This window comes from Streptomyces sp. NBC_00536, assembly GCF_036346295.1.
GTDB lineage: Bacteria > Actinomycetota > Actinomycetes > Streptomycetales > Streptomycetaceae > Streptomyces.
Genome location: NZ_CP107819.1, coordinates 4,625,929 through 4,651,824, shown reverse-complemented (window position 1 = coordinate 4,651,824; position 25,896 = coordinate 4,625,929). Strand labels below are relative to the sequence as shown.

The window sequence follows — 25,896 nt, the reverse complement described above, 5'->3', positions numbered from 1 at the left end:
CACCAGGCCCGGGACAGGCCCAGGACAGGCCTGGAGACCGCTACCCGCCGAGCCCGCCCGCCTCCGCCGCCGCCTCCGCCGCCAGCTCCGCCGCCAGCAGCTCCTCCGCCTCCGCCGCCGTCCGCCACTGCTCGGCCCGCACCCACGCCCGCTTCAGGTGCAGGTGCACATCCGCCTCCCAGGTGAACCCCATTCCGCCGTGCACCTGGAGGCAGTCCCGCGCGTTGCGCACGGCCGCCTCGTCGGCCAGCAGCTTGGCGCCCGCGATCTCCCCCGGGGCGCCCGTCACCGCCGCCGCGTAGACCGCCGTACGGGCCACCTCGCCCCGCACCAGCATCTGCGCGCACAGGTGCTTGACCGCCTGGAAGCCACCGATCGGCTGCCCGAACTGCTCGCGCTCCTTCGCGTACCGGACCGCCAGCTCGGTGGTCCGCAGCGCACTGCCCAGCTGGAGGGCGGCCGTCAGCAGCGCCCCCTCGTCCCGCAGCGCGCCAGAGACCGCGCCAGGCGCCCCCGCGGTCCGGTACAGCGGCGTCAGCGGATCCACGGACCGCACCGGCACCGCGCCCGCGCCCGCGGCCCCTTCCGCCCCCGCCCCGTCCGCCCCCAGCACCGCGTCCGACTCCCCCAGGTACGCCACGAACGGGCCGCCGAGGTCGAAGGCCGTCACCACCGCCGTCCCCTGCGCCGCGCCCGGCACCACCCCGGCGGCCAGGTGCGTGGCCACCAGCGGCCCCGGCAGCAGCACCCGCCCGGCCTCCTCGAAGACGAGCACCGCCTCCGCCGGCCCGAGCCCGACGCCCCCGTCGGGGCCGCCCTCCGGCAGCCGCAGCGCGAAGAACCCGGCCTCGCCCAGCTCCCGCCACAGCTCCCGGTCGACCACGCCCGCCGGGTCACCCCCGTCGGCCGAATCCAGGGACGCGCGCAGCGCCTCGCGCCCGTACCGTCCCTCCAGCAGCTCCCGTACGCCTGCGCGCAGGGCCCGCTGGTCCTCGGTCAGCTGGAAGTCCACGTCCCTCACCGGCCCTTCGGGAGGCCGAGGATCCGCTCGGCGACGATGTTCTGCTGGATCTGCGAGGTCCCGGCCGCGATCGTGTACGAGAGGGACGAGAGCCGGTCCAGGGTCCACTCCTCGTCGAGCGACAGCGCCCCGCCCGCCGCTCCCAGCACCTCGGCGGCCGCGTCGTACAGCTCCTGGCGGGCGTGCGAGTAGCGCAGCTTGAAGACGGAGCCGCCGGTGCCGGGGACCCCGCCGGAGCGCGTCGACTCGCTCACGTTCCACTGGGTGAGCCGCCACAGGGCGCCGAACTCCCCGTGCAGCCGCCCCAGCCTGCGCCGCAGCACCGGGTCGTCCCAGCGGCCGTTCGCCCGGGCGGTACGGGCCAGCGCGGCCAGCGTGCGGCGGCAGGCGACGACCTCGCCGACGAAGGCGGTGCCGCGTTCGAAGGACAGGGTGACCATGGTGACGCGCCAGCCGTCGTTCTCGGCGCCGACCCGGTTGCCGACGGGGACCCGTACCCCGTCCAGGAACATCTCCGCGAACTCGGTGGACCCGGCCAGGGTCCGCAGCGGCCGTACGGTCACGCCCGGGGCGTCCATCGGCATCGCCAGCCAGGAGATCCCGCGGTGCTTGGGGGCGCCGGGGTCGGTCCTGACCAGCAGTTCGCACCAGTCGGCGACCTCCGCGTGCGAGGTCCAGATCTTCGACCCGGTGATCACGTACTCGTCCCCGTCGCGCACCGCTTTGGTGCGCAGGGCGGCCAGGTCCGAGCCCGCGTCCGGTTCGCTGAACCCCTGGCACCACACCTCGTCCCCGCGCAGGACGGGCGGCAGCCAGCGGGCCCGCTGCTCGGCGGTGCCCTCGGCGGCGATGGTGGGCCCGGCGTGCAGCAGCCCGACGAAGTTGGCCCCGACGTACGGCGCCCCGGCCCGCTCGGTCTCTTCCAGGAAAATCAGGTGCTGGGTCGGGGTGGCGCCGCGCCCGCCCGCGTCGACGGGCCAGTGCAGCCCGGCGTACCCGGCTTCGTACAGCCGCCGCTGCCAGCCGAGGTCGTGGGCGCGGCGGCCCGGCCAGTCGTCGGGGGACGGCCGGGCGGGCAGTTCGGGGAGGGTCTTGCCCAGCCACTCGCGCAGCCGGGCCCGGAACTCCCGCTCCTCCTCGGTGTAGGTGAGGTCCACCGCGGTTACCGTCCCGCCGGGCGCCGGTCGCGTCCCCGGTCGCGGTCGAAGTCGAGGCCGAGCATCCGGATGGCGTTGCCGCGCATCAGTTTGTAGACGGTCTCCTCGTCCAGTCCCTTGACGTGGTCGAGGGCGACCTCCTTGGTGTGCGGGAAGGTCGAGTCGACGTGCGGGTAGTCCGTCTCGAAGGTGGCGTTGTCGCGGCCGACGACATCGAGCGAGGCGATGCCGTGCTTGTCGCGGAAGAAGCAGCAGAACATCTGCCGGTAGTAGTAGGTGGAGGGCGGTTCGGGGATCAGGTCGCGGACCCCGCCCCAGGCACGGTGCTCCTGCCAGACGTCGTCGGCGCGCTCCAGGGCGTAGGGGATCCAGCCCATCTGGCCCTCGCTGTAGGCGAGTTTGAGGGTCGGGAACTTCACCAGGACCCCGCTGAAGAGGAAGTCCATCATCGAGGCCATCGCGTTGTTGAAGCTGAGCGAGGCCTGGACGGCGGGCGGCGCGTCGGGGGAGGCGGCGGGCATCTGGGAGCTGGACCCGATGTGCATGTTGACCACCGTGCCCGTCTCCTGGCAGACGGCGAAGAAGGGGTCCCAGTAGCCGGAGTGGATGGACGGCAGGCCGAGGTGGGTGGGGATCTCGGAGAAGGTCACGGCGCGCACGCCGCGGGCGGCGTTGCGGCGGATCTCCGCGACCGCGAGGCCGATGTCCCACAGCGGGATGATGCAGAGCGGGATCAGCCGGCCGCCGCTGTCGCCGCACCACTCCTCGACCATCCAGTCGTTGTACGCACGCACGCAGGCCAGGGCCACTTCCTTGTCGTGGGCCTCGGCGAAGGTCTGCCCGCAGAACCGGGGGAAGGTCGGGAAGCACAGCGAGGCCTCGACGTGGTTGAGGTCCATGTCGAGGAGCCGTGCCTTGGGGTCCCAGCAGCCGCGGCGCATCTCGGCGCGGGTGATGCCTTCGAGGGTCATGTCGTCGCGGTCGAAGCCGACGGCGGCGATGTTGCGCTTGTACGGGAACTTGAGGTCCTCGTAGATCCACCAGTCGGTGGGCGGGCCGTCGGGGTCCATGGTGATCACGTACTTGCCGCCGGTGTAGGCGAGTTCGCCGATTCCGGCGGTGAGCGCCTTGGGGCCGCGGTCGCGGTATTTGGCCGGGAGCCAGGTGTCGAAGAGGTGCGGGGGTTCGATCACGTGGTCGTCGACGCTGATGATCCGGGGCAGTTCCATGTATCCGGTTCCCCTCGCTGCTGGCATCCGATGCGTCCGACCCATCCGATGGATCTGGTAGATCTGATGGATCGTCAGAAACAAGCTAGCTCCGCCACCCCTGGACCGACAAGCGCCGGAGCCCTACGCTCTGCGCTGTATCTGACGGATGGTCAGAAACCGCACTGCCTGAACCGGGGAGGCCGGGAATGACGGACGACACCGCGAGGGACACCGCGACGGACACCGCGCGGGAACTGGAGCGCTCCGCCACCCTCTGGGAGCTGATCGCCCGCCGCGCCGCCCTCACCCCGGACGCCCCCGTGCTCATCGAGGCCGCCGAGCACCCCGCCGACGACCGGAGCCTGACCTTCGGCGCCCTGCGCGACCGCGCCGAACGCGTCGCCGCGGGCCTCCACGGCATGGGCGTGCGCCCCGGCACCGTCGTCGCCTGGCAGCTGCCCACCCGCATCGAGACCGTCCTGCTCTCGGTCGCCCTCGCCCGGATCGGCGCCGTCCAGTCCCCCGTCATCCCCTTCTACCGCGACCGCGAGGTCGGCTTCGCGCTGCGCGAGTCCAAGGCCGAGTTCTTCGCCGTCCCCGGTGTCTGGCGCGGCCACGACCACACCGCGATGGCCGAGCGGCTCGGCGCCCGGGGCGTGTTCGAGGCGTACGAGGACCTCCCCGACGGAGACCCGGCCGTCCTGCCCCCGCCGCCCGCCTCCGGCACCGACGTCCGGTGGATCTACTGGACCTCCGGCACCACCTCCGACCCCAAGGGCGTCCTGCACACCGACCGCTCCCTGATCGCGGGCGGCTCCTGCCTCGCCCACGCCCTGCGCCTGGGCCCCGCCGACATCGGCTCGATGGCCTTCCCCTTCGCCCACATCGCGGGGCCCGACTACACCGTGATGCTGCTGCTGTACGGGTTCCCCGCGGTGCTCTTCGAGAAGTTCGCGATGCCGGACGCGCTGGCCGGGTACCGGCGCCACGGGGTCACCATCGCGGGCGGCTCCACCGCCTTCTACTCGATGTTCCTGACCGAGCAGCGCAAGGCCCCCGGCGTCCCGCTGATCCCGACCCTGCGCCTGCTGGCGGGCGGCGGCGCGCCCAAGCCGCCGGAGATCTACCACGCGGTCGTCCGCGAACTGGGCTGCCAGCTGACCCACGGCTACGGCATGACGGAGGTCCCCATGATCACCATGGGGTCACCGCAGGACACCGCCGAGAACCTCGCCACCACCGAAGGCCGGCCGCCCGCGGGCATGTCCCTCCGCATCACCACCCCGGACGGCGCCCCGCTGCCCGCCGGCACCGACGGCGAGGTCCGGCTGCGCGGCGAGGCCGTCTGCCAGGGCTACCTGAACCGCGACCAGTCCGCCGAGGTCTTCGACGCCGACGGCTACCTGATCACCGGCGACCTCGGCCACCTCACCCCGGACGGCCACCTCGTCCTGACCGGCCGCAGCAAGGACGTCATCATCCGCAAGGGCGAGAACATCTCCGCGAAGGAGATCGAGGACCTCATGCACCGCCTCCCGGGCATCGGCGACGTGGCCGTCATCGGCCTCCCCGACCCGGAGCGCGGCGAACGCGTCTGCGCAGTCGTCGAGGTCGCAAGCCGCCCGGACGGCGAACAGGGCGCGGGCGCCGCGCCGTTGACGCTGGCCGAGGTGACCTCGTACCTGCGGGCGCAGGGTCTGGCGACCCACAAGCTCCCCGAACAGCTGGAGCTGGTGGACGCCCTCCCCCGCAACGACGCCCTGCGCAAGGTCCTCAAGTACAAGCTGCGCGAGCGCTACGCGTAGCCGCCGGCCGTTACGCCGCCGCGTGCCCGACGGCGTCCAGGGCCGCCAGGTCCTCCGCGGACAGGCTGAGCGCTCCGGCGGCCACGTTCTCCGCGAGGTGGCCCGGGTCGCCGGTGCCGGGGATGGCCAGCACGTGCGGGCCCTGGTGCAGGGTCCACGCCAGCCGGACCTGCGCCGCGCTCACCCCGTGGGCGCGCGCGACGGCCCGCACCGCGTCATCGGCGCTCTCGTCGCCCTTGTAGCCGTTCTCGCCGCCACCGCCCGCGCCCGCCGTACGCCCGCTGCCCGCGATCGCGTAGAACGGCACGAAGGCGACGCCCTGCTCGCCGCAGGCCCGCAGGAACTCCGCCTGCTCGGGCGAGCCGCCTATGCCGTGCGCGTTCTGTACGCAGACCACCGGTGCGATGGCGCGGGCCTCGGCGAGGTGGTGGGGGCGGACGTTGGACAGCCCCAGGTGCCGGATGAGCCCCGCCTCGCGCAGATCGGCCAGCACCCCGAACCGCTCGGCGATCGGAGCGTCGCCCACGATGCGCAGGTTCACCACGTCCAGGTGGTCCCGGCCGAGCTGGCGCAGGTTCTCCTCCACCTGGCCGCGCAGCTGCCCGGGCCCGGCGTGGTCGGTCCACTCGCCGGAGGGGTCCCGGCCCGGCCCGACCTTGGTGACGACGACGATGTCGTCGGCGTACGGCGCCAGCGCCCGGTTGATCAGTTCGTTGGCCGACAGCAGCGGCGAGAAGTAGAACGCGGCGGTGTCGAAGTGGTTCACGCCCAGCTCGACCGCCCGGCGCAGCACGGCGATCGCCTGGCCGCGGTCGCGCGGCACGGCGTCGGGGGTCAGCGCCTCGCCGGACTGCGGCAGCCGCATCGTGCCGAAGCCGATCCGGTTGACCTCCAGGTCACCGAGCGTCCAGGTGCCGGATGCCGCCGCGGTGGGGGGTACTTCCAAGGTCACGTCTGAGGTCACGTCTGCCGCTTTCGGGGTCGTGTTCGAGGTCATGACGGAATGATCTCCACACGATAGGGCCGCCCGGTCGCACCGGGCGGCCCGCACTCACCTCACATCCGGTCGGCCGGACGGCCGCTCACGCGTCCGGGGCCGCCACTCCGCAGTACCCCGCGAAGGCGGCGAGGACCTCGTCCTCGGAGATCCGGCCGTCGCCGTCCGTGTCCAGCGCCGCCGCCACGGTCGCGGCCAGCTCCGGGGCGGTACCGAGGACCCGCAGCACCCGCGCCGCGGCGGCCGGGCTGGTCCCCGCCCCGCCTTCGTCGTCCCCATCCGCCGCCACCGCGATCACCGCGTGCAGGAAGGGACGGGCGATCTCGGCGAAGCGCCGTGGATTGTCCCGAAGTCGTTTGGCCGCGCCGGTGATGAACTCCTCGCGGGTCACCCGCTGGTCACCGTCCACGTCGGCGATCCCGGCCATGCCCTGCCAGAAGGCCTCGGCGCCGTTGAAGACGGCCTGGCCCTTGTCCGAGCGGGCCGTGGTACCGAATTCGGCCAGTACGGCCTTCGCGGCCGCGCTGAAGTCCTCGCGGTCGATATAGCCGTTGCCGTCCTGGTCGAAGGTGGCGAATCGGGCGGCGATCTTGCGCTCGTACTCTGCGCTGTCCATATTCGGCTTCCGCCTTCACATGTGCGGTGGGGTTCAGATCAAGACAGGCGGAAGCGTAAGGCCTCGGTGGCCTGCGCGTTAAGCGAAGTGGGCAAGCAGGTGGCCGCATCGAACCCGCGCACGGGAAGCGCGATGGGGCGCGTACAGATGTGCCCATGACGCAGCGTCGGGTCCTTTACCACGGAGGGTGTGGTTCCGGGGCGGGCTTGCCCCAAAACAGGCGCGCGGGGCCATGTGCCCACTACATTCAAGGAGTCGACACACGGCTGGGGGCAGCATGGCGAAGGACGCACCACCCCGCTGGGACCGCAGGATGCAACAGCGGCTCGCGCGCGGCGAGGCCGCCGCGCTCGGAGAGCTGTACGACCGCTTCGCGTCACTCGTCCACAGCCTCGCGCACCGCGTCCTGCGCGACGAGAAGGCCGCCGACCGCATCACCCGCGAAGTGTTCGGCTACATCTGGGAGAACCCCGACGCCTACGACCCCAAACAGGGCTCCATGCGGTCCTGGGTCGCCCGGATCACCCAGGGACAGGCCGTGGCGCGCCTGCGCCAGGCCGAACTGGGCCGCGGCTCCCGCGAGGAGCTGGAGCAGAAGGTCCGCAGCGCCAACGCCGCCGCCCGCGCCGACTACATCGTCACCTCCATGCCCGCCCCGCTGCGGGCCGCCCTCGAACTGGCCTACTTCAAACGGCGCGACTACCGCCAGGCCGCCGCCGACCTGCAGATCAGCGAGGACGAGGCGCGCCGCAGGCTGCGGCTCGGCCTGCAGCTCCTGTCGACCGCCAACCACCTGCCGCAGGAAGACCTCTCCCCGCCCGGATACGGAAGCAGCCGATGAACGGCCCCGCCGAGTCGCCCGATGACGAGTACGAAGGCCGTGGCGAGCGCGCCGGCGGCGGTACGTGGATACCGGGGCCGCGCGGAGCCGCCGACGACTGGGAGCACCTGCCGGCGGTGGCCTCCCTCCCGCCGGTGGCCGCCGAGCCGCCCGAGTCCGTACCGACCGAGCCCGTACGGGCCGAGTCCGTACCGCCTCCGCCGGTCGCCGCTCCCTCGCCGCCGCCCACGCACGCCGTGCTGAAGTCCCTGCTCGGCGCGTGGGCGCTGGCCGCGTGCTCGCCGGAGGAGACCCAGGCCGTCGAGGACCACCTCACCGAATGCGCGCCCTGTGCCGACGAGGCGCTGCGGCTGCGCGACGCGGTCGGCCTGCTGCGCCCCGAGGAGACCCTCGACCTGAAACCGCTGCTGCGGTCCCGGGTGCTGGAGGACTGCCTGGGCAAACGGCCCGCCCGGATCCCGGTTCCGGTGTGGGCGACTCCGTACGACACCGAGACCGCGCGGCTCGACGCGCTGCTCCGGGACTTCGGCGACGCGGAATGGCACACGCCGGTCCGGCTGAAGTGGTACGAGGACGAGGGCAGGCAGTCCCGGCGGACCACGGTGGCCGGGGTGATCGGGCACCTGCTGACGGTCGACGGGCTGATCGCGACGGCCCTCGGGCTGGACGACCCGCTCGGCCCGGACGCGCCGCCCGGACCGGTCGGGCGCACCGAGCACTTCTGGAACTCCTCGCCGCACCCGGTCACCCGCCAGGTCCGCGAACCGTGGCGGGAGCAGGGCCACACGCTGGTGCGGACCGTGTCGTTCGCGGGGCACGGGGTCGCCGAGCTGGCCGTGGACTACGGGGACTTCGCGCTGCCGCTCGGGGACGCGTTCCTGGAGCGGGCCTTCGAGTGCTGGGTGCACGCGTGGGACATCGCGGAGGCGGTGGACTACCCGTACGACCCGCCGTCCGGGCCGCACCTGCACCGCATGATCGACCTGGCCGCGCGGCTGCTCCCGGGGGCGCTGGCGGACCGCCGCCGGTCGGGGCTGGCGGCCCCGCCGCGCCGCCTGGTCGCGGCCGGAACCCCCGGGCGCACGCTGCACCTGGAGATCGAGGGCGCGGGCGGGGGCGGCTGGGACATCGCCCTGGACTCACCGGCGGCGGCGACCTCCGCGGAGCACACGGTGGCGGAGATCGCGCTGGACGGCGTCGAATTCTGCCAGTTGGCCGCGGGGCACATCTCCCCGGACGACGCGGCCGCCGGCCAGCACGGCGACCGCGAAGCCATCCGAGACGTCCTCACCGCCGCCGCCTCCCTAAGCCGCCTCTAGCCCTGGCGGGCCGCACCCGACCCACTTCAGCCCGGCGGGCCGCCTCCGGCCCACTTCAGCCTGGCGGGCCGCCTCCGGCCCACTTCAGCCCGGCGGGCCGCCTCCGGCCCACTTCAGCCTCGCCGGCGTTTGAGGCGCGGGTCCGGGCAGAGCCCGGGGCGGCCCGCCAGGGCCGTCGTCCCCTGCGGGCCCTGGGGCTCCGCCCCAGACCCCGCGCCTCAAACGCCGGCGAGGCTGAAGGTTGCGGCAGCGCCCGGGCTCCGCCCGGACCCGCGCCTCAAACGCCGGCGAGGCTGGATTCGGCCCAGCCCGAACCCGCGCTGCCCGCCGGGGCCAGACGTCAGGCGAAGACGACGGTGCGGGTGCCGTTCAGGAGGACGCGGCGTTCGCTGTGCCATTTGACCGCCCGCGCGAGCGCCTGGCACTCGACGTCCCGCCCGACCGCCACCAGCTCTTCCGGCGTCACCCCGTGACCGACCCGCTCGACCTCCTGCTCGATGATCGGGCCCTCGTCCAGGTCGGCCGTCACGTAGTGCGCGGTGGCACCGATCAGCTTCACGCCCCGCGCGTGCGCCTGGTGGTACGGCTTCGCGCCCTTGAAGCTCGGCAGGAACGAGTGGTGGATGTTGATGATCCGCCCGCTCAGCTCCTTGCACAGGGTGTCGGACAGCACCTGCATGTACCGCGCCAGGACGACCAGCTCGACGTTCTCCGCCCGCACCAGTTCCAGCAGCTCGGCCTCGGCCGCCGCCTTCGTGTCCTTGGTGACCGGAATGTGCACGAACGGCACGCCGTACGAGCCGACCAGCTCGGCGAAGTCGGTGTGGTTGGAGACCACGGCCGCGATCTCGACCGGCAGCGCCCCGATCCGCGAGCGGAACAGCAGGTCGTTCAGGCAGTGCCCGAACTTCGACACCATCAGCACGATCCGCATCCGCTCGTCCGCGCGGTGGATCTGCCAGTCCATCCGGAAGGAGTCGCCGATGGCCGCGAAACTGGCCCGCAGTTTGTCAACCGTGACCGGCGGCGTCGCCGAGAAGTGGACCCGCATGAAGAAGAGGCCCGTGTCGTGGTCGCCGAACTGCTGGCTGTCCTCGATGTTGCACCCGGTCATGAACAGATAACTGGACACGGCGTGCACAATGCCCTGCTTATCGGGACAGGACAGGGTGAGGATGTACTGCTGGGGCTCATTCGCCTGCGGGTCTTCGCTCATGACCCGCAAGACTTTCACATCGGCGCTGCTCCGCGCCCCTTCACGCCGCTCACGCCGCCCGTGTGAGGATCCTCAGCACTTCCAGGGAGCGCGGCCGGGCGTCGGGATCGTCCCCGTCGGCCACCGCCAGCCGTACGTGCGCCTCGCGCGCGGCACGGACCGCCTCGGGCCAGGCGTGGTGCTCCAGGTAGACGGAGACGGGGGCGTCCGGCCCGACCTGGTGCAGGATCCGCAGCACCCGCAGGACGGCGAGGTCCACGAGGGCCGCCTCCTGGGAGTCGCGGAAGATCGTGCCGACGTACTTCTCCGCGGACCAGTTGTCGAGCCAGGTGTCCTCGACGAGCCGGTAGACGGCGTCGGTGACGTCTCCGTAGCCGTCGAGTCCGGCAAGCCAGGTGTCCTCCTGGAAGGCCGGGTCGGAGAGCATGTGCAGCGCCGAGCGCACGTTGGTGCGCCAGCGCCACCACGGCATGTCGTTGAGGGGCATGCCGCCCATGGTGGTGGAGCGGCGGCCGCGACGGGAAGAGTTCTTCGAACCTGGGTCGAATGTCACGCGCTCGATCGTACGTTCCCCCGGAGGGACCCACTCCGCCCACCTTGGCTGCCCTTGCCCGCCTTGCCCACCAACAGGTCCCCCGCAATTCACCTGGGCGTCACCCCATGTTGTGTACACCTCACACTTCAGTTCCCCGGGGGCCGGAAGTGTGACGGGTCATGACCGACTGGCGAACCGCATCACGTTCCCGCTCCCGCACGCTCCTGACCAGGGCGGTGACCACGGCGACGAGCACGGTGGCAGGTGCGTGTCTGCTGACCGGCTGTGGACTGTTCCCCGGAGCCACGGGGGGCTCCGGGGACACCATCACCGTCATGACCTGGGCTCCCGAGGGCACGAAGGCCACCAACATGGGCGGCATGCCCGCGATGGCCAAGGCCTACGAGCGCTGGATCAACGCCAAGGGCGGCATCAACGGCCACAAGCTCCGCGTCCTGACCTGCAACGAGCACAACACCGCGAGCGGCGCCGCCGACTGCGCCCGGCAGGCGATCACCGCCAAGGCCGTGGCCGTCGTGGGCTCGTACAGCCAGTGGGGGCGCGCCTTCATGGCCCCGCTCGAAGCCGAGGGCATCCCCTTCATCGGCGGCTACGGCGTCTCCGCCGAGGAGTTCCAGAGCACCCTGTCCTACCCCGTCAACGGCGGCCAGCCCGTGCTGCTCGCCGGAGCCGGGCACCAGCTGGGCAAGGCCTGCGACGACGTGGCGCTCGTACGGCCCGACACCCTCGCGGGCGACTCCATGCCCATCCAGCTCAACGCCGGGTTCAAGGCCGTCAAGCCGCAGCGCGAGGCCGCCGACGTCCGGGCGCCCGAGGACTCCGCGAACTACGCCGACCAAGCCCGCGAAGCCCTCACCGAGGCGGGCAAGGGCAAGACCGCCGACAAGGCCGACAAGACCGACAAGAGCAGTAAGAGCGATACGGCCGACACCGGGGACAAGGGCAAGGGGTGCGTGGCCGCCGTCCTCGGCGAGCGCACCGAGACCTTCTTCGACTCCTTCCGCCGCCTCGACACCGAGGCGAAGAAGCCGCAGCTCTCCTCCGTCCTCGGCAGCGTCAGCCAGTCCCTGGTGGACCGCACCGGCGGCAAGGAGAGCCAGTTCGAGGGCGCGTACGTCGCCAGCTGGTACCCGGTGTCCGGCGACCCGCTGTGGCAGCCGATGCGCAAGGTCATCACCGAGAACGCCTTCGGCGACAACCGGGTCAACCCGGACGACACCGGCACCCAGACCACCTGGATCGCGTACACCGTCTTCACCGAGATCGTGAAGCGCCTCGGCAAGGACGGGGAGGTCAGCGGGCGCACGGTCGCCCGCGCCCTCAACCACTCGGCGGGCGTCAAGACCGGCGGCCTCACCCCCGACCTGAGCTGGCGCTACCAGGACATGCGCGCGGTCGGCGGCTTCCCCCGGATGGCGAACGGGCGCGTCACCTTCCAGATCGTCCAGGACGGCCGGATCATCGCGCAGCCCGGCGAGACCACCATGGACATGACCAAGACCCTGGAGGCGGCCCCCCGCTCCAGCTGACCGGCTCAGAGCTGGGACGTGTCCCGCTGGGTGAGCCCGTACTGCGCCGCGATCTTGTTCCACATGCCCGCGGCCGAGTCCTTCGCCTTGGTGGCCTCGGCGCTCGCCTTGTTGCCCTCGTTGGCCTGGGTGGTGGCCTTGGCCCCCTTGCCGTCCTTGCAGGTCTTGCGGTCGCCCGCGGCCTCGTCCGCCCAGGCCGCGTAGTGCTGGTCCGCCGAACCCGACGACTGCCACGCCTTGGTGAGCGCCGCGGTCAGCTTCGCGTGGTCGGGCAGCTTGTCGGTCTTCAGCTCCTGGAGCTTGGTGACCAGCTCCTCGCGCTTGCGGGCCGCGTCGCGCAGGTCCTCGGCGGACTGGGCGAGGTTCTTGCAGGCCTTCACGTCGTCCACGGCGCGGATCACGGTCGCCCGGCTGTCGTTGCTGTCCGCGAGCACCTTGTCGAGCTGTACGGCCTGGGCGCGCGCCGGATCCACCGGCGCCTCGTCCGCCGGGGGCTTGGCCGAACCGGAACCGGCCGGCTTGCTCGGTACGGTGTCCACCGCCGCCGGGTCGTTGTTCTGGGCCTTGCCGTCCCCCAGCAGGGACCCCACGCCCAGACCGGCCACGGCGAGCGCGAGCACCGCGACCCCGATGACCACGGGCGACACCTTCCGCGCGGGCTCCTCCGGCGGCGGCTGCTGGAACGGGCCGGGCTGCTGGAACTGCGGGGGCGGCGGGGGCTGCTGGAACCCGGCCGTCTGCTGGAGGTGCGCCGGCTGCTGCGGGAACTGCGGCTGCGGCTTCGGGCGGCGCTGCTGGAAGGGCGGCGCGGGCGGCGGGGCCTGGCTGCGCACCGGCTCCTGGATCGGCGGCAGCACCTGGGTGTGCCCCTGGTCGTCGCCGCGGAACAGGCCGTCGAAGACGTCCGGCGGACCCTGACCGGGACTCTGCCCCTGACCGGGACCCGGGCCCGCCGGGACCGGCGGGATGTACTGGGTCGCGGCCTCGTGCATTCCGCCGGGACCGCCGCCCGGACCGGCCGGAACGGGCGGGATGTACTGGGTGGCCGCCTCCATGTGCGCCGCGCCCATCGGCGCCGCGTCCATGGGCCCCGGACCGGCCGGGACCGGCGGGATGTACTGCGTCGCCGCCTCCATGTGCGCCGGGGCGGCGGACACCGGCGGGATGTACTGCGTCTGCGCCTCCATCGGCCCCGGGTGCGCCGGGACCGGCGGTATGTACTGGGTCTCGGCCTCCGGGATCGGCGGGTAGCCGTAGCCGTGCGGCGCTCCCGGGCCCTCGTACCCCGGTCCCAGGACGTGGCCGGGCGGCGCGTCCTGGGGCGGGTATCCGTAGGCGGGCGCCCCGGGCGCGGGGACCCCGTACGCGGGTGCTCCGTACGCGGGTGCCTCGTAGGCGGGGGGCTCGTACGCGGGGGGCTCGTAGGCGGGCGCTTCGTACACGGGGGGCTGGGGCCCGGGATGGGGCTGCGGCTGCCGCGAGTCGCCGCCTTGTCCGCTCTGCGTCACCGGGACTCCTTTTCCGACCGTCCGAACCTACGGAACCGTCGGTCACGCTACCCCGTCACCCCCCGTGTCCGTCACGCCACCTGTGTCTCCAGCCGCGCGCTGAACTCCCTGACCGCCGCTTCCTCCCGGTACGGCTCCAGCCGCGACCGGAAGTCGTCGAGGTACTCGGCGCCCCGGTTCGACCGCAGGCCGGACAGCAGGTCCACCGCCTGCACGGCGGTCTGGCAGCCCTGCTCGACCTCCCGGCGCTGCACCTGCGAGGTCGCCAGGAGCAGCAGCCCGATGGCTCGTCTGCGGGCCTTGGTCCGGGGCAGTGCCCGCAAGGCCTCCTCCGCCCGCCGGCCCGCCGCGTCGGCCTGCCCCAGGTCGCGGTGGCAGTGCGCGAGTTCGTCGGCGAGGTAGGCCTGGTCGAAGTGCCGGATCCACACCGGGTCGTCCCCGGACTCCGGTTCGGCGCGCTCCAGCGCGGTCACGGCCCGCGAGGACAGCACCGCCGTGGCCCGGGCGTCGCCCAGCAGCGCGTGCCCGCGCGCCTCGGCGGCGTAGAACATGGCCTCCGCCCGCGGTGTGACCTGCCCGCGCGTGCCCTCCTGCGCGGCCCGCGCCAGCTGCGCGATCTCCCGCGGGTTGCCCAGCTCGGCCGCGAGGTGGCTCATGGACGCGGCGAGCACGTAGCCGCCGTACGCGCGGTCGCCCGCCGCCTGGGCGAGGCGCAGGGCCTGGATGTAGTAGCGCTGGGCGAGACCGGGCTGGCCGGTGTCCACGGCCATGTAGCCCGCGAGTTCGGTGAGCCGGGCCACGGCCAGGAAGAGCGCGCGGCCCACCGGCTCGCGGTAGGAGCCGCCGATCAGCCCGGAGACCACGCTGTTGAGGTAGTGGACGACCACGGGCCGTACGTGCCCGCTGCCGAAGCGGTGGTCGAGGTCGGTGAGGGCGTCGGTGGTGGCCCGTACCGCCTCGACGTCGGACATGCCGACGCGCGAGCCGCCCGTACGGGCCACCTGGGCGTCGGCCCCGGTGATCAGCCAGTCGCGGCTGGGCTCGACGAGCGCGGAGGCGGCCACGGCCGATCCGGAGAGGAAGTCGCGGCGCCCGACGTCGCTGCGCCACAGCTCGCAGACCTGCTCGATGGCGCCGACGACGGTCGGGGAGAACTGCAGGCCCACGCCGGAGGCGAGGTTCTTGCCGTTGGCCATGCCGATCTCGTCGATGGTGACGGTCCGGCCGAGCTTGCGCCCGAGGGCCTCGGCGATGATCCCGGGGGCCCGGCCGCGCGGCTGCTGTCCGCGCAGCCAGCGGGCCACGGATGTCTTGTCGTAGCGGAGGTCGAGGCCGTGTTCCGCCCCGCACATGTTGACCCGACGGGCGAGGCCGGCGTTGGAACAGCCGGCTTCCTGGATGAGTGCCTGCAACCGTTCGTTCGGCTGGCGGGCGACGAGAGGCCTGGCTGCCATGAGAAAACCCCCTGCTGGCCGCGGGTGATCGTGCTTCTGATCACTTCCCGGCTGATCTGCGAAGAATGCGGAACACCGTCCGGAACGTGGTGAGTCGTGCCCAGCCGTCCCGTGCGTGGTGGACCGCCGCTCTCCGGTCTGCTGCGAGGTGTCGCTACCCACCCACCGGCTCCCGGTCCCCCGCGCGCCCCCGCCCGTGCACCGGTGCGCCCCGCATGCAGGATCGATGCTCCCTCGACCGGCTGGTTTACGCCCGTAACTCCCGGTGACGGCGGCAGTTGTGCTGATCGTGGAAGAGACCATCGGAGTCACGGAGACCGCGCCCATCCCCCAGCAGCGCGGTGAACTGCTGCTGGACCATGCCGTGCGGTACGCGGAAGAGCGGCACTGGGACGTGTTCGCGGGCACCTGGCTGGAGCCCGGGGACGGCCGGGAGGTCTGCTCCTGCGGGGTCGCGGCCTGCGAGAAGCCGGGCGCGCACCCGGGGGTGAAGGAGTGGGCCGCGCTGGCGTCGGGCAGCGCGGTCCGGGTCCGCCAGCTGTGGTCGCGCCAGCCCGCCGCCTCGATCCTGCTGCCCACCGGCCGCACCTTCGACGCGATCGAGGTGCCGGAGGTGTCCGGCTTCCTGGCGCTGGCCCGGCTGGAGCGGCTGGGGCTCACCATCGGGCCGGTGACCGCGACCCCGGACCGGCGGATCCAGTTCTTCGTGCTGCCCGGCGCCGGGGCCAAGCTCCCCGATCTGCTGCGCAAGCTGGGCTGGCAGCCCGCCTCGCTCGACCTCGTCGCGCGCGGCGAGGGGGACTACGTCGCCGCCCCGCCCACCCGCTACGGCGGCCGGGGCCAGGTGCAGTGGGTCCGCCGCCCCACCCCGGCGAACCGGTGGCTGCCCGACACCGAGGAGCTGATCGACGTACTGGCCTACGCGTGCGGGCGCGAGGCGGCGGCGGCCCGGGCCCGCCGCGGCTGAGCGGAGGCAGTTCAGTACATATAGCCCTACAGACGCCACGGCCTGCCCTCGTAAGGTGAACGACGAACACGGGGACAGAACGAAAGGCAGGGCGCGATGCCGGACCAGGCATTGTTGACGGGGGACACGGCATCGGTTGCCGCCCCCGCCGTACGGATCCAAGGGCTGTGGAAGCGCTTCGGCGAGCAGATCGCCGTCGCGGGGATCGATCTCGAACTGCCCGCGGGGCAGTTCATCGGTCTCGTCGGCCCCAACGGGGCCGGCAAGACCACCACGCTGTCGATGGTGACCGGGCTGCTGCGCCCGGACCAGGGGCGCGTCGAGGTCGCCGGACATGACGTATGGCAGGACCCGGTTCAGGTGAAATCCCGGATCGGGGTGCTGCCGGAGGGGCTGCGGCTCTTCGAGCGGCTGTCCGGGCGGGAACTGCTCGGCTACATGGGCCGCTTGCGGGGCGTCCCGGGCCCGGAGACCGACAAGCGCGCGACACAGCTGCTGGACGTCCTGGACCTCGCGGGCTCGCAGCACAAGCTGGTCGTGGACTACTCGACCGGCATGCGCAAGAAGATCGGTCTGGCGGCGGCGCTGCTGCACAACCCCGAAGTGCTGTTCCTCGACGAACCGTTCGAGGGCGTCGACCCGGTGTCGGCGCAGACCATCCGCAAGGTGCTGGAACGTTACACCGCGTCCGGTGCCACGGTGGTCTTCTCCTCGCACGTGATGGAACTGGTCGAGTCGCTGTGCGACTGGGTCGCCGTGATGGCGGCCGGGCAGATCCGCGCCGCGGGCCCGCTGGCCACCGTCCGCGGCAGCGCGCCCACCCTGCAGGACGCCTTCCTCGAACTGGTCGGCGCGCAGGGCCGCGACACCGGCGAATCGCTGGACTGGCTCGGCGGCGGGACGGCCTCCCGATGAGCGCGGCCACGCCCGCGGAGGGATCATCGGAGGGCTACCGCACCTCCGCACAGGCGTCCCTCGCGCCCGTACGGGTTTCCCTCACGCCCGTCTTCGTCCGGCTCAAGCTGTCCCTACTGCGCAACGGCCTCAAGGGCTCCTCGAAGCGGAAGGCCGCCTACCTCAGCACGCTGATCCTGGCGGTCGGGGTCGGCGTGCTCCAGATGATCGGCCTGGCCGTCCTGCACGGGAACGCGCACGCGGGCACCGTCGTGGTGCTGCTCGCCGCGATCCTGGCGCTGCTCTGGTCCGTGATGCCGCTGTTCTTCCCCAGCGGGGACGAGACCCTCGACCCGACCCGGCTGGTGATGCTGCCGCTGCGGCCGCGGCCGCTCGTCCGGGCCCTGCTGGCGTCCTCCCTCGTCGGCATCGGCCCGCTCTTCACGCTGTGCCTCGCCGTCGGTTCGGTGACCGCGGTGGCCCACGGCCCGGCGGGCATCGTCGCCGCCGTCCTCGGCGCGCCGCTGCTGCTGCTCGGCTGCGTGGTCCTGGCGCGGGCGGTGGCCACCGCCAACGTCCGGCTGCTGTCCAGCCGCAAGGGCCGCGACCTGGCCGTGCTCAGCGGGCTGCTGATCGCGGTCGGCGCCCAGTTCGCCAACTTCGCCAGCCAGCGGCTCTTCCAGGCCGGTGGCCTGAGCGCCCTGGAACCCGCCGAGGCGGTGGTGCGCTGGCTGCCGCCCGCGACCGCCGTCGGCATGGTCGACTCGGTCGGCCGGGGCGCGTACGCCGTCGCCGCCGCCCAGCTCGCACTGACCGTGGGCGCGATCGCCCTGCTGCTGTGGTCCTGGGAGCGCAGCCTCACCAAGCTGATGGTCACACCGGACGGCTCCACCATCGGAGCGGCCGAGTCGGGGAAGAAGCGCGGCGCCGGGTCCGGCGGCTGGTCGCTCCTGCCGGACGGGCGTACCGGCGCGGTCGTCCAGCGCGCCCTGCGCTACGCCGTCCGCGACCCCAAGACGAAGGCCGCGTGGATGAGTTCCCTCACCATCGGCCTGATCATCCCGGTCGCCAACGCGCTCCAGGGGCACGGCTCGGTCTACCTCGCCTGCTTCGGCGCGGGCATGCTCGGCGTCCAGATGTACAACCAGTTCGGGCAGGACACCTCCGCCTTCTGGATGGTCGCCCAGACCCTGTCGACCCCGCGCGAGGCCTACGCCGAACTGCGCGCCCGGGCCCTCGCGCTGGCCCTGGTCACCGTCCCGTACACGGTGCTCGTGACCGTGGTGACGGCGGCGATGGTGGGCGACTGGGCCGCCCTGCCGGAGGTCATCGGCCTCGCGCTGGGGCTGCTCGGCGCGATGCTGTGCTCGGGGGCACTGGCCTCGGCGCGCTTCCCGTACTCCATCCCGACGGACGGCGCGTTCAAGAACGTGGCCCCCGGCCAGGGCGGCCTCGCCTGGATGGGCATCTTCATCGGCCTGCTCGCCTCGACCCTGCTGTGCGCACCGCTGATCGCGCTGACGGTCTGGCTCCACCTGGCGGACCTGCACGGCTCCCTGTGGCTGCTGCTCCCGCTCGGCATCGGCTGGGGCGTCCTGACAGCATGGGCGGGCATGCGCCTGGCCGCCCCCACCGTCTCCCGCCGCCTCCCGGAAATCCTGACGGCGGTCAGCAAGGGCTGAGCCCGACCGACACCTGTGAGTGGGGGCAGGTACTCAGACGCGCATGCGTATCTGAGTACCTGCCCCCTGGTGCGTCCCCCGCGCCCTTTGATTTCGTTCGAGGACGGTGCCGGGGAGGGCACAGGACTGGGGAGGACCGGACCATGGGCACGGGTGCGTACTCACAACGATGGCAGGAACTGTTCGACCCGCCACAGGGCATCCGGCTCGCGTCGGCCACAGGACCGGGCACCGGGTCTGGGACCGGGACCGGGGAGAACGGCGATCTCGTCCACGCGGCGGGGCCGTGGACCAAGGCGGCATCGGCGGCGGGCGAACTGCGCACCAGCACGGGCGGCGCACTGAGCCGGATGTCCCTCGCCCACGACGGCCTGGCGGCGGGTACCGCCGGCCTCGCATCCGCCGGGGCGCTGGCGACCGTACGGGCATCGTGGGAGAAGCGGCTGACGGCGGTCCGCGACGAGTGCGGCGCACTGGATCCGATGCTGCTCAAGGTGGCCAGGGACCTGGGCGAGGTGGACGAGCAGGGCCGGGTCGCGTTCTCCCGTCTCGCCGTCCGGACGGAGCCCGCGAAGTGACCCTGACCTGGCAGCAGTTGCGCGACCTGAAGACAAACGAGTTCACGGAGGCCGCCACGGGCTGGGCCGACGCGAGCAACCGGGCGAACGCCGCACGGAACAGGATCAGCATGGAGATGCTGAAGTCCCTGGAGACCCAGAAGGGCGAGTCCGCGACCGCCGCTCACGATCGGCTGCGGCGTCTGGACCGCAACTTCGACTACGTCCACACCGAGTGCGGGCTCGTCCGCACCACCCTGGGCGCCCTCGCCCAGGAACTCTCCACGCAGCAGACACGCTTGAAAGCCGCCCTGGACGACGCCTCGACCCACGGCTTCACCCTGCATGCGGACGGTTCGGTGGAGTACCCGCCCGCGGGCGAGAACTTCCTGACCAAGCAGCCGGTTCCCGGCAGTTCGGTACAGGGGGTCGACCGACGGCTGTTCCTCCGTGAGCTGCCCATGCACCCGCAGGCCCAGCCTCCGATGGGCGCCGACGCCAACCCCCATCACGCCGCGGCCCAGGAGATCGCCGGCCGGATCCGGACGGCCGTGCTCGCCGCGCAGGAAGCGGACGCGCGCTTCACCCAGGCCTTGAACCGGCTGGTGGCCGCGGACAGCCTGGACATCACCGACGCCACCTGGGCGGACGCGGCGGCCGACGCGGCCCTCGTGCGCAAGGAGGCCGGCCACTACCTCCACGACACGATTCCGCTCGACCGCAGCCCGGCGGACCGGCACGCGTGGTGGCAGGGCCTGACGGACGACCAGCGGGCCGAGTACCTGGCGGTGTATCCGGACGTGATCGGCAACCTGGACGGCATCCCGTCGGAGACCCGCGACCGCGCCAACCGGGACAACCTGGAGATGCTGATCGGGAAGCTGTCGGGGCAGGGGGACGAGAAGTCCAGGAACCAGCTGGAGGGTCTGCGCTCGATCAACGACCAACTGTGGAACCAGGCCCCGACCAACCCGCCGATGTACCTCCTGGGCATCGGTGACCAGAACAACGGCCGGGCCATCGTCTCCTTCGGCAACCCGGACACCTCGAAGAACGTCTCGGCATACGTCCCCGGCCTGGGAACGGCGCTCGACGGCTCGTTCGCCCGCAATGACATTCAGCGGGCAAGGGATACCGCGCTGGATGCCAGGTTCTACGACCCGAGCTCAGCGTCGATCGTCTGGCTGGGCTACGACGCCCCGCAGCTGCCGGCCGACAATCTGCTCGACAACCTCGCGGTCACCACCATGGACGACGCGCGTCGGGGCGCCGGCGACTACAACAAGTTCATGGCGGGGATCAGCAGCACCAACCAGAACGCTGACCCCCACATCACGGCGATCGGGCACTCCTACGGATCACTCACTGTCGGTCAGGCCGCCCAGCAGCCAGGCGGTATCCCAGGGGCGGATGACATCATCCTGGTCGGCAGCCCGGGTACAGGTGCCCAGAACGCCGACCAGCTCGGCGTCGGGCGGGATCACGTGTACGTGGGGGCGGCGCAGAACGACCTGGTGACCAAGGCTCCGAACACAGCCGAGACCGCCGGCCTGCTGGGCGGTGGCGCGGCCGGTGCCGTTGCCGGTGGGGTGGTGGGCTCCGCCCTCGGACCACTCGGCACCGTGGGAGGCGCGGTCATCGGAGGCGGCGTGGGAGCCTTCCACGGATACGTCGTGGGCGACGCACTCAGCGACCCCAGCCAGATCCACTTCGGAACCGATCCCGCGAACAGGGAGTTCGGCGCCCACCGCTTCAGAGTCGATGACGGTCCGACGCCGATCATCGGCGGGGACGGCCCCATAGAGGCACACTCCAACTACTTCAATCCGAAGAAGGACAAGGACTCCGCCGGCAACATCGCCTTGATCATCGCCGGCCGACCGCAAGACATATCTACCCAGGAACCTCGATGAGACTCCGCTCCTCCGCGCTCGCCCGGACCCCAGCCGTCCTGTTCTTCCTCACCGCCCTCACCACCCTCGCCGCATGTGGTCCGGGCGGAGGAGATACCTCAGCCGAAAGGAACCCCAGCATGAACATGCAGCAGGGCGCCGAGCGCGCGGATGCCATCCTTCAGGAGACCCTCACCGCTGTGCGGCCCGAACTCCGTTGGAACCACGGGCCCTCCAGCGAGAGCGGTTGCACCAACACCCTCAACAAGGCCACGGGTACGGGTGCCGCCGACCGCTCGATCCTCATCCTGACGATCGTCTCCGAACAGCGGCGCGGCGCCCTGCTCGGAGTGATCGAACGTGCATGGAAGGGCCGTGGATACAAGATCACATCCATGCGCACCAGCCCTACCGTTCCCGCCCTCTACGCCTCCACACCCGAGGGCTACAGCCTGAGCGCCGAGGTGGGCGGAGAGGGCCAGTTCCGGCTCTCTGCCGCCACCCCATGCCTCACAGACGCTCCCGTGCAGAGCCCCACGACCAAGCCCAACACGCCGGTGCGCACCACCCCGTATCCCCAGCGCCCGGACGTCCGCGACGACTTCTGGTCGGCGGAGACCCCCGCGCCGTAGGTGGTCAGGGGCCACCCGCCGAGGCCGTGGACCCGGTCTTGACCCCGTCGAGGAACGGCTCCAGCACCGCCCGCCACGCTCCCGGCTGGTCGTAGTGGAGGTAGTGCCCGGCGTCGGGGATCTCCGCATACTGCCCGGCCGGCAGCACCCGGACCATCTCCTGCGCCTCGGCCCGCCCCAGCTCGCCGTCCAGTCCCCGGACCACCAGCGTCGGGCAGCGGACCTGCGCCAGCTCCTCCCAGTGCGCGTCGTGCACCCACGTCTCGCGGGCGGTGAGCATCTGCCGGCGGGAGAAGAGGGGGCGCCATCCGTCCTGCGCCTGGTGCATGACCTCGGCGAAGAAGGCCCCGCGGCCGGGGTCGGGCCGCTCCACCCGGGGGTCGTCCTCGCCGAACCAGCGGCGGGCGGCGTCCTGGGTGGGGAAGGGCAGGGGCCAGCGGTGGAACCACTCCTCCCATTCGCGCTGCGAGGCGGCGCCGAGCGCGGAGGCACGCATGTCGCAGATGACGAGGGCCCGGACGAGGTCGGGGCGGCGGGCGGCGAGCTGCCAGGCGGTGAGGGCGCCCATGGAGTGGCCTACGAGGGTGACGGGGCCCAGGCCGAGCTGCTCGACCACGGCTTCGGCGTCGGCCACGAAGGCCTCGCGGGCGAAGGCGGCCGGGATGTCCGGACCGTTGGCCAGGCGTTCGCTCTGGCCGTGTCCGCGTTGGTCGAGGGCGACGACGCGGTGGCGCTCGGCGAGCCAGCGGGCGGTTCCGGCCCAGTGGAAGGCGCGGCCCATCAGCCCGTGGAGTAAGAGCACCCCGGGCCCGGACCCCGGACCGGAGGCCTCGGCCGGGTCGGCCGGGTCGTCCTGGGCATCCGAGGCATCCGGGCCGTCCGGGGAGGCGGGTTCCCGGAATTCCCAGGCGGCCAGGCGTACGCCGTCGGACCCCGTTACATCGAAGCGCTGTACCACCGCAGATGCACCCCCTTCGCTCCCCGCAAGACTATCGAACCCGCATTCGAAAACTGCCTTCTCGGCGGCAACACCACTCTTTCGAATGACCTTGCTCAAGGATTGGCCGCCGCTGCCGAGGGGAGATCTTCAACGGGAGGCGGGCCGCTCGGGGAAGACGGTCCGAGGGGATGACCTTGAGAGCTCGGGGCTCCGGGTCAAACAGGGGAGGACCGGTCCCGGCGCCGCGAGGCGCCGGGACCGTCCACACCGCGAGCGCTACCCCATACGGGCGGTACGGACGGTCACCGCTTCGCCACGAACACGTGGGAGGCGACCTCCGCCTCCAGCTCGGCGGCCTCGCCGCCACTGCCGACCAGCACCCCGCCCGGGGACTCCGTCACGCTGACGACCGACCCGGGCTGCACGCCCGCCCGCCGCAGCGTGTACATGAGCTGGGCATCCGTCTGGATGGGCTCGCCGATCCGCCGCACGACCACGGTCTTGCCGTCGACACCCGGGTCCAGCTCCGCCAGGCTCACCATGCTCTCGTCGAGGAACGGATCCGCCTCGGCCTTCTCGCCCAGCTCCTCCAGACCGGGGATCGGGTTCCCGTACGGCGACTCGGTCGGGTGACGCAGCAGCTCCAGCACCCGCCGCTCCACCGCTTCGCTCATCACGTGCTCCCAGCGACAGGCCTCGGCGTGCACCTGCTCCCATTCCAGTCCGATGACGTCGACGAGGAGACACTCGGCCAGCCGGTGCTTGCGCATCACGCGCGTGGCCAGCCGCCGCCCCTCCTCCGTCAGCTCCAGGTGCCGGTCGCTGGCGACGGCCACCAGGCCGTCGCGCTCCATGCGTGCCACCGTCTGGCTGACCGTCGGGCCGCTCTGATCGAGCCGCTCGGCAATCCGGGCGCGCATGGGGACCACGCCTTCCTCTTCCAGCTCGAGGATGGTGCGGAGATACATCTCCGTGGTATCGATCAGTCCGGACATTCGTGCCCCTCGGGATATCGTGCGCTGGCCCTGCACCCAATTCTGACGCATCAGGCCGACAACCGTTCCGTGCCGGAGGCCAAGGACCGTCCGGGACCCCCTCAGGGCCTTCGTCCACGGATTGACGCTGGTATTGACACGCACTTGGTCCAGACCGCACGGTGAGCGGCGGACACGGACGCACCCCACCTCTGGAAGGGCCCCTCAGCGCATGAGCGAGAGCAAGCTGGCCGGTCAGTTCATCGATGCCGCCATCGGCCTCCTGGAGCGGGTGCGGGACGAGGAGTCGTCGAACATCGCCGAGGCCGGCTCCGTGATCGCCGACGCCGTCGCCGCCGGGAACCGGCTCTTCGCCTTCGGCGCCGGGCACTCCTCCCTCCCCGCGATGGACGTGGTCTACCGGGCCGGCGGGCTCGCGCTGATGAACTTCCTCGCCGTCCCCGGCACCGCCGGGATCGACGTCATGCCCGCGACGCTCGGCAGCGCGCTGGAGCGGGTCGACGGGCTGGCCGGGGCGGTCCTGGACAGCAGCCCGGCCGCCAACGGCGACGTGCTCGTGATCATCTCCCTCTCCGGGCGCAACGCGCTGCCCGTCGAGATGGCGATGAACGCACGGGCCATCGGGCTCAAGGTGATCGGCGTGACCTCGGTGGCGTACGCGACGGAGACCCGCTCGCGGCACGTCTCGGGCACCTTCCTCAAGGACCACTGCGACATCGTCCTCGACAGCAAGATCGCGGTCGGCGACGCCGAGCTGAGCCTGGAGGGGATCGACGCCCCCTTCGCCCCGGCGTCCACGGTCGTGACCAGCGCCATCATGCAGGCCGTGATGGCCGCCGCGGCCGGTGACCTCGCCGCCCGCGGCGTCGAGCCGCCGCTCCTGCGCTCGGGCAACGTCGACGGCGGCCACGAGTGGAACGGCCGCGTGATGCAGGAATACGGCGACCGGATCTTCTTCCGCCACTAGCCCGTCCACTGGCCCGCCCCTGTCGCACCGCCCCACGGTGACGCCGTGGACCCGGGCGCGCCGCGACATGGCCGCCCTGCTCGCCCTCGGGCTCGCCCTGCTGGTGCACGGCGTCACCGTGGCGCTGGTGGTGGCCGGGCTGCTGCTGATCGTGCTGGGCTGGGACACCGGGATCGAGCCGGTCTGGGGCGCCGTGCTGCTCGCCGTGGCCGTCGTCCTGCGGCCCCGGTTCGGGCGGCTGCCGGACGACGGGCCCGTGCTGCTGCGGGCGGACGCGCCCGAGCTGTTCGCACTGATCGACGAGGTGGCCGCCGTCACCGGCACCACCGGGGTGCACGCCGTGGCGGTGTGCGGCGACGTCAACGCCGCCGTGACGGCGTACGGACCGCGCAGGCGCCGGGTGCTGATCCTCGGCCTCGGCCTGTGGGAGGTCCTAGGCCCGCGCGAGCGGGTCGCGCTCCTCGGCCACGAGCTGGGGCACTTCGCCCACGGGGACCTCCGGCACGGGCTGGTCCTCCACAGTGCGTTGCGCTCCCTGCTCCTGTGGGTGGACGCGCTCGCTCCGAGCCCCGCGCACACCATCTGGGACACGTTGTTCAACCTCGTGGCGTACCTCCCGCGCTGCGCGGCGTACGCCCTGCTGCTCCTGCTCGACCGGCTGACCCTGCGCGCCGCCCAGCGCGCCGAGTACCAGGCGGACCTGAGCGCGGCGCGGGCCGGCTCGACCGAGGGGGCGGTGGCCCTGACGGACCGGCTGCTCGTGGCCCGGTCGGTGGACGCGGAGCTGCGCCGGGAGTCGGTGGCCGCCCAGATGACCGGCGGCCGGGCCGGCCGGGCCGCCCGCGAGGCCGCCGAGCAGGGGCTGTGGGAGCGGATCGCGGCGCACGTGGCGTCCGTACCGGGCCATGAGTACGAGCGTCAGCTCCGGGTCGCCGCACGGCGCGGGCACAGCGTCGACGACACGCACCCGCCCACGCACCTGCGGCGCCGGTGCCTCACCCTGCGCGCGCCGCAGCCGGGCCTGGTCGCCTGCGACGACCGGCGGGCCGCCGCGGTGGCGGCCGAACTCGGCCCGGCCCGGGCGGTGGTGGCCCGCGAGGTCATCCGCCACCACGCGGGCTGACCCCGGCCCCCGAGGGG

23 protein-coding genes are annotated in these 25,896 nt (G+C 72.5%); 12 read left to right on the top strand and 11 right to left on the bottom strand.

Features of this window, described 5'->3' with window-relative positions; genetic code table 11:
- Positions 1-40: 40 nt before the first annotated feature.
- Genes OHS33_RS20465 through OHS33_RS20455 form a run of 3 tightly spaced genes read right to left on the bottom strand, consistent with a single transcriptional unit; the run spans position 41 to position 3,407 of the window.
- Positions 41-1,012 carry an acyl-CoA dehydrogenase family protein gene (locus OHS33_RS20465; RefSeq protein ID WP_330331856.1) on the bottom strand — a complete coding sequence of 324 codons (972 nt, stop codon included), beginning with the start codon at positions 1,010-1,012 and terminating at the stop codon, positions 41-43.
- A gap of 5 nt (positions 1,013-1,017) precedes the next feature.
- Positions 1,018-2,178, bottom strand: coding sequence for an acyl-CoA dehydrogenase family protein (locus tag OHS33_RS20460; RefSeq protein WP_330331855.1), 1,161 nt, complete (start codon positions 2,176-2,178; stop codon positions 1,018-1,020).
- 5 nt (positions 2,179-2,183) lie between these two features.
- Complete coding sequence (locus OHS33_RS20455) at positions 2,184-3,407, bottom strand: amidohydrolase family protein (RefSeq protein WP_330331854.1); 1,224 nt, start codon at positions 3,405-3,407, stop codon at positions 2,184-2,186.
- A gap of 188 nt (positions 3,408-3,595) precedes the next feature.
- Here OHS33_RS20455 and OHS33_RS20450 point away from each other — a divergent pair, with 188 nt between their 5' ends.
- Positions 3,596-5,194, top strand: coding sequence for an AMP-binding protein (locus OHS33_RS20450; protein ID WP_330331853.1), 1,599 nt, complete (start codon positions 3,596-3,598; stop codon positions 5,192-5,194).
- A 10-nt stretch (positions 5,195-5,204) separates the two neighbouring features.
- Here the strand turns inward: OHS33_RS20450 and OHS33_RS20445 are convergent, their stop codons facing one another.
- Together OHS33_RS20445 and OHS33_RS20440 are read right to left on the bottom strand one after the other, a co-directional pair.
- Positions 5,205-6,191, bottom strand: a complete 987-nt coding sequence (locus OHS33_RS20445; protein ID WP_330331852.1) for an aldo/keto reductase — start codon at positions 6,189-6,191, stop codon at positions 5,205-5,207.
- Positions 6,192-6,276: 85 nt separating this feature from the next.
- The gene (locus tag OHS33_RS20440; RefSeq protein ID WP_330331851.1) at positions 6,277-6,807 is read right to left on the bottom strand and encodes an EF-hand domain-containing protein; all 531 of its coding nucleotides are present in this window, start codon (positions 6,805-6,807) and stop codon (positions 6,277-6,279) included.
- Between the two features lie 277 nt (positions 6,808-7,084).
- On the opposite strand from OHS33_RS20440, the gene OHS33_RS20435 reads away from it, so the two are divergent.
- Positions 7,085-7,648, top strand: coding sequence for a sigma-70 family RNA polymerase sigma factor (locus OHS33_RS20435; RefSeq protein ID WP_330331850.1), 564 nt, complete (start codon positions 7,085-7,087; stop codon positions 7,646-7,648).
- Positions 7,645-8,967, top strand: coding sequence for a zf-HC2 domain-containing protein (locus tag OHS33_RS20430; RefSeq protein ID WP_330331849.1), 1,323 nt, complete (start codon positions 7,645-7,647; stop codon positions 8,965-8,967). Before OHS33_RS20435 ends, OHS33_RS20430 begins: the two co-directional genes overlap by 4 nt.
- A gap of 340 nt (positions 8,968-9,307) precedes the next feature.
- On the opposite strand, the gene purU is transcribed toward OHS33_RS20430, so the two are convergent.
- The gene (gene purU, locus OHS33_RS20425; RefSeq protein WP_330331848.1) at positions 9,308-10,183 is read right to left on the bottom strand and encodes a formyltetrahydrofolate deformylase; all 876 of its coding nucleotides are present in this window, start codon (positions 10,181-10,183) and stop codon (positions 9,308-9,310) included.
- Between the two features lie 49 nt (positions 10,184-10,232).
- Entirely contained in the window at positions 10,233-10,679 is a 447-nt protein-coding gene (locus OHS33_RS20420) for an SCO4402 family protein (RefSeq protein ID WP_330335124.1), read from the bottom strand.
- A gap of 218 nt (positions 10,680-10,897) precedes the next feature.
- Here OHS33_RS20420 and OHS33_RS20415 point away from each other — a divergent pair, with 218 nt between their 5' ends.
- Positions 10,898-12,268, top strand: coding sequence for an ABC transporter substrate-binding protein (locus OHS33_RS20415; RefSeq protein WP_443065328.1), 1,371 nt, complete (start codon positions 10,898-10,900; stop codon positions 12,266-12,268).
- A gap of 5 nt (positions 12,269-12,273) precedes the next feature.
- On the opposite strand, the gene OHS33_RS20410 is transcribed toward OHS33_RS20415, so the two are convergent.
- Positions 12,274-13,776: a hypothetical protein gene (locus OHS33_RS20410; protein ID WP_330331846.1), complete on the bottom strand. Its 1,503-nt coding sequence runs from the start codon at positions 13,774-13,776 to the stop codon at positions 12,274-12,276.
- 71 nt (positions 13,777-13,847) lie between these two features.
- A complete protein-coding gene (locus OHS33_RS20405; RefSeq protein WP_330331845.1) occupies positions 13,848-15,230 on the bottom strand; it encodes a transcriptional regulator in 1,383 nt (460 codons plus the stop codon).
- A gap of 280 nt (positions 15,231-15,510) precedes the next feature.
- On the opposite strand from OHS33_RS20405, the gene OHS33_RS20400 reads away from it, so the two are divergent.
- From OHS33_RS20400 to OHS33_RS20375, 6 genes are all read left to right on the top strand, one after another.
- The gene (locus OHS33_RS20400) at positions 15,511-16,197 is read left to right on the top strand and encodes a bifunctional DNA primase/polymerase (RefSeq protein ID WP_330331844.1); all 687 of its coding nucleotides are present in this window, start codon (positions 15,511-15,513) and stop codon (positions 16,195-16,197) included.
- Between the two features lie 96 nt (positions 16,198-16,293).
- The gene (locus OHS33_RS20395) at positions 16,294-17,112 is read left to right on the top strand and encodes an ABC transporter ATP-binding protein (protein WP_330331843.1); all 819 of its coding nucleotides are present in this window, start codon (positions 16,294-16,296) and stop codon (positions 17,110-17,112) included.
- Positions 17,109-18,773 carry a transporter gene (locus OHS33_RS20390; RefSeq protein WP_330331842.1) on the top strand — a complete coding sequence of 555 codons (1,665 nt, stop codon included), beginning with the start codon at positions 17,109-17,111 and terminating at the stop codon, positions 18,771-18,773. Before OHS33_RS20395 ends, OHS33_RS20390 begins: the two co-directional genes overlap by 4 nt.
- Before the next feature lie 143 nt (positions 18,774-18,916).
- Positions 18,917-19,351 (top strand): hypothetical protein, encoded by a 435-nt coding sequence (locus tag OHS33_RS20385; protein ID WP_330331841.1) that lies wholly within the window; start codon positions 18,917-18,919, stop codon positions 19,349-19,351.
- Positions 19,348-21,243, top strand: a complete 1,896-nt coding sequence (locus OHS33_RS20380) for an alpha/beta hydrolase (RefSeq protein ID WP_330331840.1) — start codon at positions 19,348-19,350, stop codon at positions 21,241-21,243. The genes OHS33_RS20385 and OHS33_RS20380 overlap by 4 nt, the downstream gene beginning before the upstream one ends.
- A gap of 119 nt (positions 21,244-21,362) precedes the next feature.
- Complete coding sequence (locus tag OHS33_RS20375; RefSeq protein ID WP_330331839.1) at positions 21,363-21,854, top strand: hypothetical protein; 492 nt, start codon at positions 21,363-21,365, stop codon at positions 21,852-21,854.
- 4 nt (positions 21,855-21,858) lie between these two features.
- Here OHS33_RS20375 and OHS33_RS20370 read toward each other — a convergent pair whose 3' ends face one another.
- Positions 21,859-22,812, bottom strand: coding sequence for an alpha/beta fold hydrolase (locus OHS33_RS20370; RefSeq protein ID WP_330331838.1), 954 nt, complete (start codon positions 22,810-22,812; stop codon positions 21,859-21,861).
- A gap of 284 nt (positions 22,813-23,096) precedes the next feature.
- On the bottom strand, positions 23,097-23,789 hold the full coding sequence (locus OHS33_RS20365) for a metal-dependent transcriptional regulator (protein ID WP_330331837.1): 693 nt from the start codon (positions 23,787-23,789) through the stop codon (positions 23,097-23,099).
- Positions 23,790-24,000: 211 nt separating this feature from the next.
- Between OHS33_RS20365 and OHS33_RS20360 the strand changes: the two genes are divergently transcribed.
- Positions 24,001-24,756 carry an SIS domain-containing protein gene (locus OHS33_RS20360; protein ID WP_330331836.1) on the top strand — a complete coding sequence of 252 codons (756 nt, stop codon included), beginning with the start codon at positions 24,001-24,003 and terminating at the stop codon, positions 24,754-24,756.
- A 37-nt stretch (positions 24,757-24,793) separates the two neighbouring features.
- Complete coding sequence (locus tag OHS33_RS20355) at positions 24,794-25,879, top strand: M48 family metallopeptidase (RefSeq protein WP_330331835.1); 1,086 nt, start codon at positions 24,794-24,796, stop codon at positions 25,877-25,879.
- Positions 25,880-25,896 lie beyond the last annotated feature (17 nt).